Raw genomic sequence first — 17,709 nt, forward strand, 5'->3', positions numbered from 1 at the left:
TTTAAGCCCTTAAAAAAATATTTAATTTTTTTTAAAATTACTGTAACTTTTATTAGACTTAATCGTACTTATTAATAGAATCTAAAACTAAGAGCAAAAATGATTAGTAAGATTCACTTTCGCGAAAAGACCAGGACTCACTTCATTGCTGAGATCCTGGTCTTTTTGTATTTGTTTCTTCGAGCTGTTCTGAAAGCGCTCTTAGCTCAGACAACAGCGATATCATTTTCACAGAATTGAGCTTCAGGAAGCCCACTTCTTCAGAGGTAGGAGGTATGAAGTGCTTTTTTCTTTATAGAACATATGTTTATATTGTATATTGTGAATAATCAAAAAATAAAGGAGTGACGGGTAATGACGAAATGGAAGAAAGATTGTTTTATTATAGAACTCAGGTTACTTATAGATACATGGCAAAAAGATATTCTATTAAAACGTTTTGAAATTGCCCGTACACTCTATAATACAACTTTGTCTTATGCAGTAAAACAATATACTTTAATGCAAGAATCAAAACACTATCGAAAACAATTACGTTGCTACCAAAAAGCGAAAAAATCTAATGATTCAAAAGAATTGAAGCAGACCGCAAAAGAATTAGATAACATTCGTCAATCTTTTGGATTAAGTGAATATCAACTGCATGCGTATATTAAAAAGCATCAACATAACTATAAAAAACATATAGATAGCAATACTTCTCAGAAAATCGCCTCTACTGTCTGGAAAGCGGTTCAAGATGTCCTATTTAAAGGGAGCAAAGCACGCTTTAAACGTTACGGAATGTTTCATTCTGTAGAAGGGAAATCTAATAAAGCAGGGATTCGATTTAAAGAGAATATTGTCTATTGGAATGGATTAACCATTCCTGTTCGTATTCGCAAACAAGATTTGTTTGTAAAAGAATCCCTTGCTCTTCATACCATTAAATATTGTCGTCTAGTCAAAAAAGTGATTCGTGGAATACATACTTTTTACGCGCAACTTGTGATGGATGGGATTCCTCCTGCAAAGAGAATTCCATCTACAGGAGCCTTTCGGCATTCCTATCAAAAACAAAAACGAGTAGGTATTGACATTGGTCCTTCTACCATTGCGATTGTTTCGGAAGTAACAGTTTTCATCCAACAACTTGCTCCAGAAGTACCTTTATTGGAGAAACAAAAAAGACGTTTATTACGCAAGTTGGATAGAAGTCGTAGAAGTATCAATCCTAACAATTTCAAAAAGGATGGTACTATAAAACATGGCGTCAAACTCCGCCGGACATATAGTAAAAACTATCAAAAAACAAAAAAACAAGTAAAAGAATTATATAGAAAGAAAGCTTCCTACATCAAAGAAAAACATGGTGCGTTAGCAAATAAAATCTTGTCTCTTGGCGATGAGGTGTACATCGAAACCATGCATTTTAAAGGATTGGCAAAACGTACAAAAGAAACCAAAACAAATAAACAGGGCAAAGTCCAATCAAAAAAGCGTTTTGGAAAAAGCATTGGGAATCATGCCCCGGCCATGTTAGTGGAAATCATCAATCAAAAATTAGGTTACACAAAGCAAACTATACAGAAAGTAAATACGATAACCTTTAGAGCCAGTCAGTATAACCATGTGACGGATAGTTATGAAAAGAAAAAACTCCATCAACGTTGGAGTCAAATTGGAAGTCATCTCGTACAACGAGATTTATATAGTGCGTTTTTACTGATGAATAGTGATACAAATTTACAACAAACTGATCAAGACTTATGCAATAAAACGTTTATTACCTTTTTAGAGTTACACAATCAACATATAGAAGACTTGAAACAAGTAAAGAAAACATTCCCTCTTAACATGGGTATCAAACAAATCAAGTGAGGGGTATTCCTCCGTAGGTAGAGCTACCTGCCTTCGTTAAAACTTATTGCCAACACAACATCGGTTGTGTAAATAAGAAAGTCTTATGGAACAGAAGATAAATCAAAGATGTTGTACACAGGACATGGCAACACCATCTGTGGAGAGCTTTGTAACGCTTCTCTTAAGTATATAAGAACCCCACTGCTTTAGCTGTGGGAGTAGTCAGTTGTAGTATAATGGGATATAGAAAAGCACAAATGCAGTAAAATAAATAATTTTGGGAATAGGGAGGAATCGATATGAAAATTGGGTGTATCCAACTAAATGTTGGTTTTGGCAAAGTAGAAGAAAATTTTGCTCGTGCGGAGGACAAGATTCGTGAAGCGGCACAACAAGGTGCAGAAATTATTGTGCTACCAGAAATGTGGAATACAGGTTATGCGCTTGAAAAATTAGCAGAGCTGGCAGATGTGGATGGAGAACGTTCGAAAGCATTTTTATCAAACCTAGCGAAAGAGCTTGGCGTACATATTGTTGGTGGCTCTGTTTCAACGAAGAAGGGCGATAAATTTTACAACACGATGTATACGTTTGATAACAATGGTGAGTTAGTAGGTGAATATAACAAGGCACATCTTTTCCGTTTAATGGACGAGCATTTATATTTAGAGGCTGGGGATGAAATGAATCGCTTTGCCCTTGGTGATATCGAGGCTGCAGGCGTGATTTGCTATGATATTCGCTTCCCAGAATGGCTACGTGCTCATGCTTTAGAGGGTGCAAAAGTATTGTTCGTGCCAGCACAATGGCCGACGCCACGTATCGATCATTGGAACACATTGCTGCAAGCACGTGCCATCGAAAACCAATGCTTCGTGATCGCTGTGAATCGTATATCGAGAAAAGTAGAAAACTTTAATGGTCAATCAATGATTATTCAACCATGGGGCGAAGTGCTTTGGGTTGGTGCAGAGGACGAAGAAGTCGCTGTCATTGACGTGGACTTTTCGATTGTCGATGAAGTACGAGGCAGAATTCCAGTTTATGACGACCGTAGACCAGCATTATATAGTGGAGTAGTTACTAAAAATTAAAATCTGATAGCACGCTCAAGGAACAAAGCGACTTTGAGCGTGCTAGTCATGCAACATCGCGGATCAATCATAACCCAGCAGTTAGTTTTTATCCTCAATTAAAGAATTAGCAAGCAACATAAATTCAAGCGTAATCCGATTATGCCCCTTCATAAAATTTTCCCCTAAGAGACTTTCAAGCTTTTTTAAACGATGGTAAAGCGTTTGGCGTACGATGAACAATTGGTTGGCCGTTTGTTGTTTGGAGCCGTTCGTTTGTAAGTATACTTGCAGCGTTTCTAATAGCTTACTGTTATATTTTTTGTCGTATTCAATAACGGGCTGTAAATAATCTTGAATCACTTCCTGTAAATTGACTTGCATTTGTAATTTATAGATGAGGTGATACAAATGTAAATCATCATAAAAATAAGATGTAGTCTGTACTTTACTGCAAATATACAATGTTTCGAGTGCAGTTTGATAGCTCTTCGGTATTTCCTCTACGTCTGCAACGACTTTACCAATGGCTACTTGATACCCTTGAACCAGTTGTTTTTTATAAAAATCGGTTTTCTGAAGGGAAGAAACTAATGTATTTAATAATTCGCGACTCGATTTACTATCTTTCTTATGGAGTAAAATAAAAATGACATAGCTTTTTCTTTCATATAAAAATGGTATAAATCCATTTTGCTCAAAAAGGTTTCGATAGTAGAGCTTACTGTAGACAATATCCTCTTGTACTTTAGAAACTGCATTAGGCGTTGCTAACATAAAAACAGCTCCGCTAGAAAGCTTATAGTTAGAATGATAGGTGACGATAAATTTATAAATTTCCTCTTTTGATAGTTTTTGATCGATCCAATCCCCTAAAATAGAGGCATCCTCAATGTCCCTTTTCTCTTCAATATAAAATTCTCTCATTAATAGCTGTGCCAAGGCAGTAGCTGTACGATCTAAAATAAGTAATTCGAACTCTGAGAATAGACCGTCCTCTCTATAGAGTGTTACATCCGCATAATGCTGGTCAAAAATAAAGATGGGTTCATTTTTAAATACGGGAGCTGATTTTTTCATCGTAACTAGTTGTTGGCGCTTATGATGCGGCATATTTGGAAAAAAGATAGGCTCTCGACCTTTAATAGAAAAGATAATTTGTGTCTTCAACTCATGATACATATTTTGTAATATTTCTTCGGCGGTTTGCCCTAATAGCGCATTTTTATTTAATGTTTGAGAGTAGGATTCTAAAGTAGAAATCATTAAATATTGTTGATTCATAATTTGACTATGTAAATCTTGTGTAATACGGACGAAAGGAACCGTGTCATGAAAAACGATAATAGGGAAGCTGTGACGGTTAGCAAGCGCTACAATCACTTCCGGGATGGTCTGTATGGAAGTCCCGTATTCAATGCACAATGCCGCGCAATTTTTTTGGATTAAAGATTCTACGAAAAAGATAAAGTTTTCTATGCTGTGCTGAAGGCTGATCCCTGTTGTTAAAACTAATTCATCACCAGCTAGGAAATTATCTACTTGTATAATTTCAATGACATGGGCCCACTTTACAATTCGTAATAAGCCATCCTCACCAGCTATGACCTCCGCACTTTGGAAGTGTGTGTTTTCTAATACATCCTTCACTTGAAGCTTAAATTGACTCATGTTTATCTTCCCCTCTTTTCAACATAAATCATTTCTTTGTTTTCTTATTGATGTGTTGTTTTTGCTTAAATAAACTTAAATATCTTATTTTTAGAATGTTTAGTCTATTTTACATTATGTTTAAAACAAATGTATAGAATTTTACAGTTTGTCTATACCTTCATTTCTATGTAACATGTAAAATTTTTGTAAGCGGTAATCCAATCTAATAAAAGAGGTGGGCTGATATGGAGCAACAGACGCATTTACAGAGAGGGTTAAAGAAAAGGCATATGACGATGATCGCTATTGCAGGGGTTATCGGAGCTGGGCTATTTATGGGGAGTGGCTCAGTGATTAACTTAGCCGGCCCTGGCGCAATTTTATCTTATATTTTTGCGGGTATTATCGTTATTCTTGTCATGCGAATGCTTGGAGAAATGGCAGCGGTCAATCCAACAAGTGGGTCTTTTGCGCATTATGCTCATGAAGCAATTGGTCCATGGGCAGGTTTTATGATTGGCTGGTTATATTGGTTTTTCTGGGTTGTCGCAATTGCTTTAGAGGCAACGGCAGCAGCTGCGATTATTCAATATTGGTATGATGGGATTCCTTTATGGCTACTAAGTCTTTTACTAACGGTAGCACTTACTTTAACAAATGTTCTTTCCGTAAAAGCTTTTGGCGAATTTGAATATTGGTTCTCTCTTATTAAGGTTACAAGTATTATAGTTTTTCTTGGACTAGGCGCATTTATTATCTTTGGTATTGCACCTAATTTTGATGCGGTAGGTACTACTAATTTAATCGGTGAGGGTGGCTTTTTACCAAATGGTTTTGGTGCTGTCTTGATGGGGGTAGTGATTGTTATTTTCTCCTTTATGGGTACAGAGATTGTGGCCATTGCGGCAGGGGAATCTGACGAACCGTTAGCAGCAGTGACAAAAGCTACGAATTCAATTACTTGGCGTATTTTGATTTTCTACGTGGGATCGATAACGGTAGTTGTCACATTATTACCTTGGCATTCCTCGGACATTTTAACAAGTCCCTATGTAGCAGTGTTGGATTACATCGGAATTCCCGCAGCTGCACAAATCATGAATTTTGTTGTCTTAACGGCGGTCTTATCGTGTTTAAACTCCGCGCTTTACGCAACATCTCGAATGGTATTTTCTTTAGCGGAGAAGGGGGAGGCCCCAAAAGCATTTTTAAAATTAAATAAAAAGGGTTCACCTGTTAATGCCATATTAACAGCGACATTCTTCTCTTATATTGCCGTTATTATGAACTATGTTTCACCAGATAAAGTATTTATGTTTTTACTTAGTTCATGTAGTGCAATCACATTGATTCTTTACTTAATCATTGCATTTTCACAATTAAAAATGCGCCGGAAAATAGAGAAAGAAAATCCCGAGCTATTAAAAGTGAAAATGTGGTTATTCCCGTATTTAACGTATTTCACAATCTTGGTTATAACAGCATTACTGATCGCCATGTTCTTTATTGAATCGATGCGTTCACAAATTTTATTTACATGTGTAGTAGTGGCAGTTGTGATGATTTTCTATTTAGTTACACAAAAGAAAAAGTCACCTAACCCAGTGGATGAAGCAAGTTCTATTTTTCAAAAGGAAGAATTGGATTTTGAATAACGATAAACGAGGAGTGGGGAAATTATGACAGTTCAGCAAAAAGCGAAAAAGTTATCACATTTTATCAATGGTGTTGAAACAGCCGGTACTAGTGGTCGTTACTCGGAAGTTTATAATCCAACTACAGGTGAGGTCATTGCGCAAGTTCCGTTAGCGACTAGAGATGAGGTGAAGGAGGCTATCAAACTAGCGAAGGCAGCATTCCCTTCATGGAAAAAGACATCGATTGGCAAACGGGTCGAGGTTTTACATCGTTTCCGTCAGTTATTAGTAGAAAGACAGGATGAGCTCATTGAAATTATTTGTGAGGAAAGTGGGAAAACGAAGGAAGATGCTAAGGGCGAAATTGTTCGTGGCATTGAATCCATAGATATGGCCATAAGTGCACCGCAAATGCTAAAGGGAGAATACTCGGTGAATGTAGGCGGCGATATTAATGCCTTCTCTGCAAAAGCCCCACTTGGAGTTGTGGCAACAATTGCTCCATTTAATTTCCCTGTTATGGTGCCATTGGCGATTACAAGTATGGCGGTTGCAGTAGGAAATGCAGTGATTTTAAAGCCTTCTGAGCGTGTGCCAATCTCGGCATTATATTTAAGTAAGCTATGGAAAGAGGCAGGACTGCCAGATGGAATTTGGACAGTCGTTAATGGGGATAAAGAAGCGGTGAATGAACTGCTTGAAAATAAAGAGATACAAGCAATTTCATTTGTTGGATCCACACCTGTTGCAGAATATATTTATCAAACGGGGACGAAGCACAATAAGCGTGTCGCTGCATTTGGTGGCGGAAAGAACTTTATGATTGTCATGCCGGATGCGAACCTAGAGCAAACAGCTAATGGCTTTTTAGGTGCAGCATATGGAGCGGCGTCCCAGCGTTGTATGGCTATTTCAGGAGCAATCGTCGTTGGGAAAGATACGGAGCAACGCTTTACAGAGATACTAAAGAAGAAAATTTTGAAATTAAAAGTTGGTCCATATACAGACGGCGAGGTAGATTTTGGCCCAGTTATTACACAGCAATCAAAAGATACGATTCTTCGATATATCGATGGTGCTGTTGAAGAAGGGGCTAACCTTGTAACGGACGGCCGAAATCCGAAAATATGCGAAACGTCTAAAGGCTTTTACCTTGGTCCGACATTGTTAAATAACGTAACTCCCGAAATGACTATTTTTAAAGAGGAAGTTTTTGGTCCTGCGCGTATTGTTGTAGGTGTTGAAACTTTACAAGAAGCGATTGATTTAATTAATGACCACGAACTTGGGAATGGTGTCACGATGTTTACGAGCAGCGGTTCGGCGGCGCGTAAGTTCCAGGAAGAAGTTGAAGTAGGAATGGTAGGCATTAATGTTCCGATTCCGATTCCAGTTGGCTATCACAACTTTGGAGGGTGGAAGCGCTCTAAGTTTGGTGAAGGGCATATGTTTGGACCGGACCAAGCACGATTCTTTACGAAAGCGAAAACCATTTCTGAACGCTGGCCTGATGAAACAGAGGATACGACAAGTTCATTTGCGTTTCCAAGCAATAACGATGTGAAAAAGTGAAAATAATATAAAGGGGTGTATAGATATGGTTCAAGTAAATCTTAAAAGTGATATTTTAAAGAAAGATGAACAATATGTATGGCATTCAATGAAACCCTACAATCCACAAGCAACCTATGTAGTAGAAAAATCAAATGGTGCAAGGATTGTTGATACAGATGGCGTTGAATACATCGATGCAATGGCAGGATTATGGTGTGTAAATGTAGGCTATGGACGCAAGGAATTAGCAGATGTTGCCCATGAGCAAATGATGAAAAACGCTTATGCTCCTTTATCGCAGGGACATTTACCAGCAGTTGAACTGGCTGAAAAAATCAATGAAATGCTTGGTGGAGATTATGTTATTTTCTTCTCTAATAGTGGGTCAGAGGCTAACGAAACTGCGTTTAAAATTGCACGTCAGTATCATCAACAAAAAGGAGAAAGCTCTCGCTATAAAATCGTTTCTCGCTACCGTGCCTATCACGGAAGTTCTTATGGCGCATTGGCTGCGACAGGGCAAGCGGAACGAAAATATAAATATGAACCATTATCTCCTGGCTTTATCCATGTAGCACCACCTGATCAATATCGAGAACATGAAAGTGATACACTTGCTCCAACAGATTTAGCAAGCGTCAAGGCTGTTGATAAGACGATGACGTGGGAGCTAAGTGAAACAATAGCTGCGATGATTTTAGAGCCAATTATTACTGGTGGGGGCGTCATTATGCCTCCGGAGAACTACTTAAAGGGCATTGAGGAAGTATGTAAAAAACATGGAGCATTAATGATTGTAGACGAAGTAATTTGTGGCTTCGGTCGAACAGGTAAGCCATTTGGATTCATGAACTACGGTGTAAAACCAGATATTATTACAATGGCTAAAGGGATTACAAGTGCCTACTTACCATTATCAGCTACAGCGGTAAAACGGGAAATTTATGAGGCATTCACTGGCTCTGATGCATACGGCTATTTCCGCCATGTCAATACATTTGGCGGATCACCAGTCGCGTGTGCGGTTGCATTAAAAAATATTGAGATTCTTCAGCAAGAAGCATTATTTGAAAGATCTAGTAAGGTTGGAGCTACTACCCTTCAAAAACTTCAGCAAGCATTGGGTAATCACCCGAATGTTGGGGATGTTCGAGGTAAAGGCTTATTAATGGGCATCGAGTTAGTTGCAGATAAAACGTCGAAGGAGCCTTTACCAGTAAATCAAGTAAATGCTGTTATTGCTGCATGTAAGGAGCAGGGTGTTATTATAGGTAAAAATGGCGCAACTGTTGCAGGTTTTAATAATGTATTAACATTATCTCCACCACTTAATATTGTACAAGAGGATCTTGATACAATCATAAAAGTTGTCATTGATAGTATTCATAAAGTGAAGGCATAATATAAAATCTAAAAGTAAAGCTGTCTCAAAAGTCGTAGTAAAACTTTTGAGACAGCTTTTTAAGTGTTTTATAGCATAAGAAAGGTGAGGCGCAGTATGAGTATGAACAAAACTCCACCTGTTAGAAAGAGTAATAATAATCAATTTCGCCTTGGCGTAATTGCGTCCGGATTTTGAATTGTGCCTGCACAATTCGTTCCTTTCAAAATCCGTGACATCCGCCAGAGGCTTTATCTTCATTCAGTAGGTGTTAGACGCTCGGTGAAAAAGAACCATATCAATGTTCATCTAACCACCTTCAAAGATATGAGTCTTCTACTGAATGAAGATAAAATTCTCTTTTTCAAAGTATCGTTCATACACACGTTCACCTACTCTTTTGTTGTTTTAAACATGTAGCCACTATAAGAATTGTAGATAATCAACACAATGCCCATTAACATGAAATTGGAGATGAGTGAACTCCCGCCATAGCTTAAAAATGGTAATGTCATACCTGTTACCGGTAAAAGTCCAATTGTCATACCGATATTTTGTGTAATTTGGAAAGCTAATAAACTAGAAATACCTGCCCCCATCAACGTCATAAATGGGTCCTTTGCTTCTACTGTAATAAGAACAATACGGTAAATAACGAAGAACAAAAGAGCAATGACAAATGCCCCGCCAATGAATCCGAGCTCTTCAGCAATGTTTGCGAAAATGAAATCTGTATGCTTTTCCACGACATAAACATTATTTTTCATGTAACCTTTTCCGGTAAACTGCCCTGTACCAATTGCTGAAAATCCTTGCCTCGTTTGAAAAGATGAGTCCGGATATTCATTAGGCTGCAACCATCCATTAATTCGAGAAATCTGATGCCCTGACATTTTATTTAAAATTTTGTCTGTAAAAAATTCATTAAATTTTACATATAGAATAGCCACAACGCTGAGAATTGATACTGGGATGGCTGTAAAGATGATTAGCAATTTTCTTTGGATACCTGAAAAGAAAATCATAGGTACAATCATCGACATATAAAGCATGACCATGCCTGTATCAGGTTGCTTGTAAACAGCAAGCATAGGGGGGAGAGTGAGAATAGCGATGATTAAGAGTAGTCGCATATCCGTTAAAAAGGTAGGGCGCACATATTTTTCTCGATGTGCAACTATAACCTTACTGACAACGATTAAAAGCGCGAACTTTAAAAACTCTGACGGTTGAAATGATCCTAACACTGGAATTTGGTACCAACGCTTCGCCTCATTGACAGTCCGGGCTATACTTTCGGGTGCAATGAATAAAGCAAATGTTAGCAAGACCATCGCCCAATAAAATGGCCATCCTATTTTTTTAAGTTGCTCAATATCAAGCGTTGCTACTCCATACATAACTAAAAATCCGATTAGGTAATAAAATAACTGCTTTATAATAAACGAGCTTGTATACTGCTCAAACACCGTGCTACTGGAATGGACAAAGAGACAACTAATAATACCGAGCAATGACAAGCTAATGACTAAAGTTTTATCTAATTTTTTAAGTTGTAACATTCAAACACCTCCTTTTTCATAAACCGAACTATTAATAGACAACGATAGGAAATGCAGAAGGTTGCAAGTTAAATGATTATTACAAAAATTACAAGTCATAAACTAATTTTACTAATTATTTAATTTTACATTTGATTCTATATGAGTATTTTTAAGGATTAACAGAATAACATTTCGTTTTTTTTGACCTCATTAAATGGGATATCTTGTTGCTACGAGTGTGTTGTAAGCAAAACCGGCTGTTCACGAACGCCTGAAACGGAATGTGCTGTTTAATATGATAATTTTTTGCGGAGATAAATCGCTGTAATTTCACAACTTTTCGTGCAATCTTTACAAAAACAAAACACTAGCTTTATATCTTCATACTATCATTATTGGTAAGAGTTGGAGAAGGAGCCGAAGATGATGCGTTTTTTTCGATACATAATGGTGAAGGACAAGCTACTTGTGCTAATGATTGTTTGTGTACTATCGAATGTATTGCTAGGTATTTTTAGTGTTGATTATTTACGGAAAATGTCATGGCATGCAAGTGAAAGCTATACAGAAGGTCTTGTGCCGATCGGATGGTTAAATGAACTAGAGGAATCACAACGACAATTAGATTATTTAGTGAGTTCAGCTGGGGCTTATCAAGAAATGTCTGCCCTTTTAAAAAATGCTGAGCAGCCTTTAAATGATTTAGAACGTCTAGAAATCGATAAAAAGATGAACCATCAGATGAAGAAGTTGAAGAACTTGCTAGCACAGCAAGTAGACTTGATTGATCGCTATAAGCAATTGGGTCACAATGAACAACAACCATTTTATGCTCAGTCGTATTTACCTGTAAGCCAGCAAAGTCATTCATTACTAGAAGAAATTCAAAGCTATTTGGTTCAGAGGGCTACGGAACAGCAACAGACATATCAGAAAGATGTGCAATTTGGTTATTGGCTATTAGGAGGAGTATGTTTATTTGTTGTTTTGTTAGTCATCTGTATAGGATTTATAGCAACAAAAGCTGTGAATATACCAACACGTCAATTGAAGTCATTATTAAAGCGTGCGGAGCAGGGGGATTTCACCGCGAATGCCAGTTATGTGGCACAGGATGAGCTTGGCGAAGTAGTATTGTCTTACAATCAAATGGTAACAGAGGTGAAAAGACTGCTTCACACAGTCTCAAATAGTGCACATGAGGTTGAAGAAATGACTGGGAAACTGCAGGAATCCTCCGAGCAATCGTCTAACACGACGCGTAAAATTGCAAAGGATGTGCAGTCCATTTCAAATGCAACTGCTGCTTCTACTGAGAAATTAGCTTCCAATACAGCATCTCTAGAGGAAGTGTTGGATGGTGTGAAAGTGATTTTAGAAAAAGTACAGATTGTAGAAAACTTTGCTCATAAAACTGCACGGGATGCAGAAAGTGGGACGGAAATTGTACAGGCAAATTTAACACAAATACAGGCTATTAAACATGCAGTTGAAAAATCGAATACCGCCATTTTTAATCTTGTAGAGCGAGCAGCTACAATCGATCAAATGGTTGAGGTGATTGAAAAAATTACGGCGCAAACAAACCTCCTAGCCTTAAATGCATCTATTGAGGCCGCTAGAGCAGGGGAGCACGGTAAGGGATTTGCGGTTGTAGCCAATGAAGTACGCAAGCTTGCGGAGCAGACAGTCCATTCAACACAAACGATTACGTCCATCGTACAAAACATTCATTTGGATTCTAGCTATGCTGTGCAAATGATGGAGGGAGTATTAGTCGCAACTGAAAAGGGTGTACAAGTTACTGGAGATACGGCAACAAGCTTTGATCAAATTTTAGAAAAAGTACATACAATGAAGCCGTATATAGTGGAAGTATCTGCAGCCGTTCAAGAAATTGCCAGCCATACGAAAAAGGTTAGTGAAGATGCAGTGATGTTAACATCAATTTCGGATACGAATGCAGCATCAACTAAACATGTGGCTACTTTAACAGCTGATCAGTTAACCGCGCAGCAGCAATTCCATGATTATATTAAAGAGCTACATAAGGTATCAAAAGTTTTGCAAATAGCCGTAAAGCGTTTCTCCATTTAATAAGAACAAACGGACCTTTCTTTGAATACAAGGGAGGTTCTTTTTTGACTAATAGATGCAGGATCATTTTATTGAACAAAATAAATACTGCCTAAAATGAACAAATGTACTCTGTGGGTGTACATATGTATTTTGTTTGTTTAGATAGCACAATATTTCGTAGGGCTCATATACTGATAGTAAAGGATTTTATGGTCTATCTTTCAAAATTCTAAATATTATGGTTGTATTTTTAATGTGAACAAATTATAATGATAATCATCAGAAATGTTGTTAAATCAATGTTTATTTATATATTACTGTACTCTCGAAAAGTACAATTGTTCACAGGTGGAGGTTTGGAGAAATGGAAAAGATAATGGTTACAGGAGCGCTAGGTCAAATAGGTTCTGAGCTTGTAGAAAAACTTCGTAGTATTTATGGAGAGGACAACATATTGGCGACAGATATTCGGAAGCTTGAGCATTCTAAGGGTCCGTTTGAAGTATTGGACGTGACGGATGGACAAAGAATGCATGATTTAGCGAAGGATTTTGGTGCAGATACAATGATGCATTTAGCGGCGTTATTATCAGCAACAGCGGAAAAAAATCCGTTGCTAGCGTGGAATTTAAATATGGGTGGTTTAATGAATGCGTTAGAAGTTTCACGTGAGTTAAACTTGCAATTTTTCACACCGAGCTCAATAGGTGCGTTTGGTCCATCGACACCGAAGGATAATACGCCACAGGATACATTACAGCGTCCAACAACAATGTATGGGGTAAATAAAGTTGCTGGTGAGCTATTATGCGATTATTATTTCGATCGTTTTGGCGTAGATACTCGAGGTGTACGCTTCCCAGGGTTAATTTCATACGTAACTCCTCCAGGAGGTGGTACGACAGACTATGCAGTAGAGATATTCTACGAGGCGATTAAGCAAGGGAAGTACACATCTTATATTCAAGAAGGTACGTACATGGACATGATGTACATGCCAGATGCATTGCAAGCTATTGTAGATGTAATGGAAGCCGATAGTAGCAAACTAATCCATCGCAATGCCTTTAATATCACTGCAATGAGCTTCGAGCCATCTGAAATTGCGGCGGAAATTAAGAAGCATTTGCCACATTTCCGTATGGATTATAATGTTGATCCAGTACGTCAAGCGATAGCAGATAGCTGGCCAAATTCTATAAATGTAGAAGCGGCACAAAAAGAATGGGGCTTTAAAGCACAGTATGACTTAGCAAAAATGACAGTTGATATGCTAGAAAAATTAAAAATTAAACTACAAACAAAAGCTTGTTCATAAATAAAATTAAAACGGATGAAGAAAACAATTGAGTTTTCTTCGTCTTTTTTTATTTTGACGGGCAACTATAGGTCCATTATTATAACGTGGGTTGATTTCCGTTCCGGCTGGGCGCTTTGTTGCTGACGCTTCGCTTTCGCACAGAGCAAAGCTTCCTGGGGGCGTCCGATGAGCCGCTTCACTCGCTATGCTCGCTCCAGGGTCTCGGGCTAACACGACGTTGGTCACGAAGGCGTTATCACAGGATATGATGCTTTTAGCCTTCGTTCCTCTATCGCTAATCCCCGAGGAGTCGCCCAGCCTCCACTCCAATCAACTTATATACATGGTAGACGTTTTAACAAATGTTATCCTAACTTACTAGTTTTTTAGGAAAAGTTTACAATAAAAAGAAAATTATTGGAATATATAGCTTAATTTATGATTTTCCAATATAATCATATTCAGAATATTAATAGTATTCAATTATAATTCTATTGATATTTCACAAGGGGTAAGAGAGGGAAATCACAATACGAAGGGATGGATGGTTTTTATGATGCAGACGCCGTTAGTATTAACAAACTTTTTTAAACGTGCAGAAACTTATTTTGCTAGAAAGACAATTGTTTCACGGACGAGTCCACAGAAGATTCACCGTTTAACATATGGAGAATGGGCGAAAAGGACGCGTCGCTTAGCGGATGCGCTCACAAAGCTGGGAATGACAAGAGGGATGAAGGTTGGCTCCTTTGCCTGGAATCAGCATCGCCACTTAGAGGCTTATTTTGCGGTACCATGTTCAGGCGCCGTTTTGCACATGGTGAATATTCGTTTATCAGAAGAGCATTTAACTTATATTATTAATCATGCAGAAGATGAGATTTTAATGATTGATGTAGATATGCTGCCAGTTATTGAAAACATTGCGCCTGAGCTTAAGACAGTGAAACATTATATTATTATGACGGATGAGGATACTTTGCCAGAAACGACATTACCGAATGCATTATCCTATGAGGATTTATTAGCAGCAGCAGATGAAAACTATCAGTTCCCAGAGGATATAGGGGAAGAGGAGCCTGCTGGCATGTGCTATACAAGTGCTACAACGGGAAATCCAAAAGGGGTTGTTTATTCACATCGAGGTTTAGTGCTACATAGTATGATGCTGAGTATGTCTGATTCAATGGGCATTTCTGAGCGTGATGTCGTGATGCCAATTGTACCGATGTTTCATGCAAATGCATGGGGCTTACCATTTGCAAGTGTCAATGTAGGTGCTACACAGGTATTGCCTGGTCCACAATTCACATCGGAAATAATTTTGGATTTAGTGGAGCAGGAGAAAGTTACATTAACGGCTGGAGTGCCGACAATTTGGATTGGTGCGTTGCAGGAACAGGAGAAGCGTGAGCGAGATATAAGTTCGCTACGTGCTATTTGTTGTGGCGGCTCTGCTTCACCTACTCGACTTATTCGTACGTTTGAAGAGCAGTATGGCATTCCGTATATTGTCGTGTATGGCATGACTGAAACAACACCGATTGTAGCGTTATCAAATTATATGTCTTGGATGGATGAATGGCCTATTGAAAAGCGTATTGAAGCGCGAGCAACGCAAGGGATGACGATGGCTGGTATTGAATCGAGTATTATAAACGACCATGGGGAAGTACCATGGGATGGAGAGACGATGGGTGAGTTACGTTTACGAGGCCCATGGATTTCACACGAGTATTATCGCGATGAACGTACAAATGATGCCTATCGAGACGGTTGGTTATATACAGGGGATATTGCGGTACGAACAGAGGATGGCTTTATCAAAATAACAGATCGTACAAAGGATTTAATTAAATCAGGTGGGGAGTGGATATCCTCAGTTGATTTAGAAAATACATTAATGACTCATGACGCTGTGTTAGAAGCGGCAGTTATTGCAATTCCGCATGTCAAATGGCAAGAACGCCCGCTAGCTTGCGTAGTATTGAAGGAAGGAATGTCAGCAAGTGAAGAGGAGCTTCTTGCGTTTTTAGAAAGTCAGTTTGCAAAATGGTGGGTACCAGATGATGTGGTATTTTTAGATGAAATTCCAAAAACATCAGTTGGAAAGTTTCTGAAAGCCAAGCTTAGAGATAATGTAGCAGAAATTTATCCGAAATTAGGTTCATTCGTATAGTTAAAAGAGCGATTTCCCTTTTTGGAAATCGCTCTTCATTTTTATTTATTTAACATTTGAAATACTTGTTCTACGTCTTTGTCTCCACGGCCAGAGATATTGATAATAATGCTCTCTTCTGAAGATAATGTTGGCGCAAGCTTTAGTGCATGAGCCACAGCGTGTGAGCTTTCAAGTGCAGGAATAATGCCTTCAACCTTTGATAGTACTTGGAATGCTTCGAGCACCTCTTCATTCGTCACCGTTACATATTCTCCACGACCAATAGTTTTTAAATGGCTATGCTCTGGACCAGCTCCAGGATAATCTAGTCCAGCGGCAATCGAATAGGTTGGTAATGGATTGCCCTCTGCATCTTGCAGTACTAAGCATTTGAAGCCGTGTAATTCTCCAGGTGTTCCTTCATTTAATGTGGCAGCCTTATCTGGTTCAATGCCGATGAGGCGAACCTGTTCATCTGCAATATATTCCGCAAACGCACCGATTGCATTACTACCGCCGCCGACACAAGCAAGTACTGCTGCAGGTAGCTTGCCTTCTTTTTCTAAAATTTGTTTGCGACTTTCACGGCTAATGACGGATTGGAAATGCTTCACCATTGAAGGGAACGGGTGAGGCCCAACAGCAGAACCTAGTAAATAGAAAGTCGTTTCATAGTTTTCTACTAAATCAGCAAATGCTTCATCCACTGCATCTTTTAGTCGTCCTTGACCTTTATCAACAGCTACTACCTTTGCACCAAGAAGCTCCATACGGAAGACGTTTAATGCTTGGCGCTTAGTATCTTCTAAGCCCATATAAATTGTGCAATCCATCCCGAACATTGCACATGCAGTTGCTGTTGCTACACCATGCTGACCTGCACCTGTTTCAGCGATAACACGATGAGCACCCATGCGCTTGGCCAATAAAATCTGTCCAAGAACGTTATTAATTTTATGTGAACCTGTATGGTTAAGATCTTCACGTTTTAAATAAATTTTTGCGCCACCTAATTGTTTTGTTAAATTTTCAGCAAAATAAAGTGGAGATTTGCGCCCAACATATTCACGGAAATAATAATCTAGCTCTTTATTAAAGTCTTCATCGTCTTTATATTTTTGAAAGTTTTCATCTAAAATACTTAAAACATTTTGAAGCTCATCGGGAACAAAGCTACCGCCAAATTCACCGAAATATCCTTTTTTCTCTGCTACTGTACTCATCTTTTCTCGACTCCTCTATCTAATTTTTCCATAAAAAAAAGCCACTACAATCCTTCTGTAAAAAGGACGAGTAACCGTGGTGCCACCTTCATTCGCAAAAAATGCGCGCTTTCGTACTCCGATAACGGGGAGTAACTTCGTCCTCACATTTGATGAGGCTGCTCCAAAGTCCATTCACAAGTAGGTACTACTGATTTGCACCAACCATCAGCTCTCTTTAAGTACTAGGCTTGCTACTATTCTTTTTCTTCGCATTTATTGA

General features: G+C 38.4%; 11 protein-coding genes and 1 other annotated feature. Of the genes, 8 read left to right on the forward strand and 3 right to left on the reverse strand.

The window, feature by feature from the left end; translation table 11 throughout:
- Positions 1 to 354: 354 nt before the first annotated feature.
- Together ACQKN2_RS19590 and ACQKN2_RS19595 are read left to right on the forward strand one after the other, a co-directional pair.
- Complete coding sequence (locus ACQKN2_RS19590; protein WP_427416432.1) at positions 355 to 1,860, forward strand: hypothetical protein; 1,506 nt, start codon at positions 355 to 357, stop codon at positions 1,858 to 1,860.
- A gap of 281 nt (positions 1,861 to 2,141) precedes the next feature.
- Positions 2,142 to 2,936, forward strand: a complete 795-nt coding sequence (locus tag ACQKN2_RS19595) for a carbon-nitrogen family hydrolase (RefSeq protein ID WP_323648856.1) — start codon at positions 2,142 to 2,144, stop codon at positions 2,934 to 2,936.
- Between the two features lie 81 nt (positions 2,937 to 3,017).
- On the opposite strand, the gene ACQKN2_RS19600 is transcribed toward ACQKN2_RS19595, so the two are convergent.
- The gene (locus tag ACQKN2_RS19600; RefSeq protein ID WP_427416433.1) at positions 3,018 to 4,586 is read right to left on the reverse strand and encodes a PucR family transcriptional regulator; all 1,569 of its coding nucleotides are present in this window, start codon (positions 4,584 to 4,586) and stop codon (positions 3,018 to 3,020) included.
- 227 nt (positions 4,587 to 4,813) lie between these two features.
- Here ACQKN2_RS19600 and ACQKN2_RS19605 point away from each other — a divergent pair, with 227 nt between their 5' ends.
- The 3 genes from ACQKN2_RS19605 to ACQKN2_RS19615 are packed head-to-tail and all read left to right on the forward strand — an operon-like array spanning position 4,814 to position 9,161.
- A complete protein-coding gene (locus tag ACQKN2_RS19605) occupies positions 4,814 to 6,223 on the forward strand; it encodes an amino acid permease (RefSeq protein ID WP_323648853.1) in 1,410 nt (469 codons plus the stop codon).
- 24 nt (positions 6,224 to 6,247) lie between these two features.
- A complete protein-coding gene (locus ACQKN2_RS19610) occupies positions 6,248 to 7,777 on the forward strand; it encodes a CoA-acylating methylmalonate-semialdehyde dehydrogenase (RefSeq protein ID WP_427416434.1) in 1,530 nt (509 codons plus the stop codon).
- Positions 7,778 to 7,802: 25 nt separating this feature from the next.
- A complete protein-coding gene (locus ACQKN2_RS19615; RefSeq protein WP_427416435.1) occupies positions 7,803 to 9,161 on the forward strand; it encodes an aspartate aminotransferase family protein in 1,359 nt (452 codons plus the stop codon).
- 371 nt (positions 9,162 to 9,532) lie between these two features.
- On the opposite strand, the gene ACQKN2_RS19620 is transcribed toward ACQKN2_RS19615, so the two are convergent.
- Complete coding sequence (locus ACQKN2_RS19620; RefSeq protein ID WP_427416436.1) at positions 9,533 to 10,702, reverse strand: FtsW/RodA/SpoVE family cell cycle protein; 1,170 nt, start codon at positions 10,700 to 10,702, stop codon at positions 9,533 to 9,535.
- Positions 10,703 to 11,107: 405 nt separating this feature from the next.
- Between ACQKN2_RS19620 and ACQKN2_RS19625 the strand changes: the two genes are divergently transcribed.
- The 3 genes from ACQKN2_RS19625 to ACQKN2_RS19635 all read left to right on the forward strand — a co-directional run bounded on the left by ACQKN2_RS19625 (position 11,108) and on the right by ACQKN2_RS19635 (position 16,242).
- The gene (locus tag ACQKN2_RS19625) at positions 11,108 to 12,781 is read left to right on the forward strand and encodes a methyl-accepting chemotaxis protein (protein WP_427416437.1); all 1,674 of its coding nucleotides are present in this window, start codon (positions 11,108 to 11,110) and stop codon (positions 12,779 to 12,781) included.
- A gap of 346 nt (positions 12,782 to 13,127) precedes the next feature.
- A complete protein-coding gene (locus ACQKN2_RS19630; protein ID WP_427416438.1) occupies positions 13,128 to 14,081 on the forward strand; it encodes an L-threonine 3-dehydrogenase in 954 nt (317 codons plus the stop codon).
- A 535-nt stretch (positions 14,082 to 14,616) separates the two neighbouring features.
- Positions 14,617 to 16,242, forward strand: coding sequence for a long-chain fatty acid--CoA ligase (locus ACQKN2_RS19635; RefSeq protein WP_427416439.1), 1,626 nt, complete (start codon positions 14,617 to 14,619; stop codon positions 16,240 to 16,242).
- Positions 16,243 to 16,283: 41 nt separating this feature from the next.
- On the opposite strand, the gene trpB is transcribed toward ACQKN2_RS19635, so the two are convergent.
- Positions 16,284 to 17,447 carry a tryptophan synthase subunit beta gene (gene trpB, locus ACQKN2_RS19640; protein ID WP_427416440.1) on the reverse strand — a complete coding sequence of 388 codons (1,164 nt, stop codon included), beginning with the start codon at positions 17,445 to 17,447 and terminating at the stop codon, positions 16,284 to 16,286.
- 59 nt (positions 17,448 to 17,506) lie between these two features.
- Positions 17,507 to 17,706 (reverse strand) — a binding site (T-box leader).
- Positions 17,707 to 17,709 lie beyond the last annotated feature (3 nt).

The sequence above is a fragment of the Lysinibacillus sp. NPDC093688 genome, assembly GCF_050280145.1.
GTDB lineage: Bacteria > Bacillota > Bacilli > Bacillales_A > Planococcaceae > Lysinibacillus > Lysinibacillus xylanilyticus_B.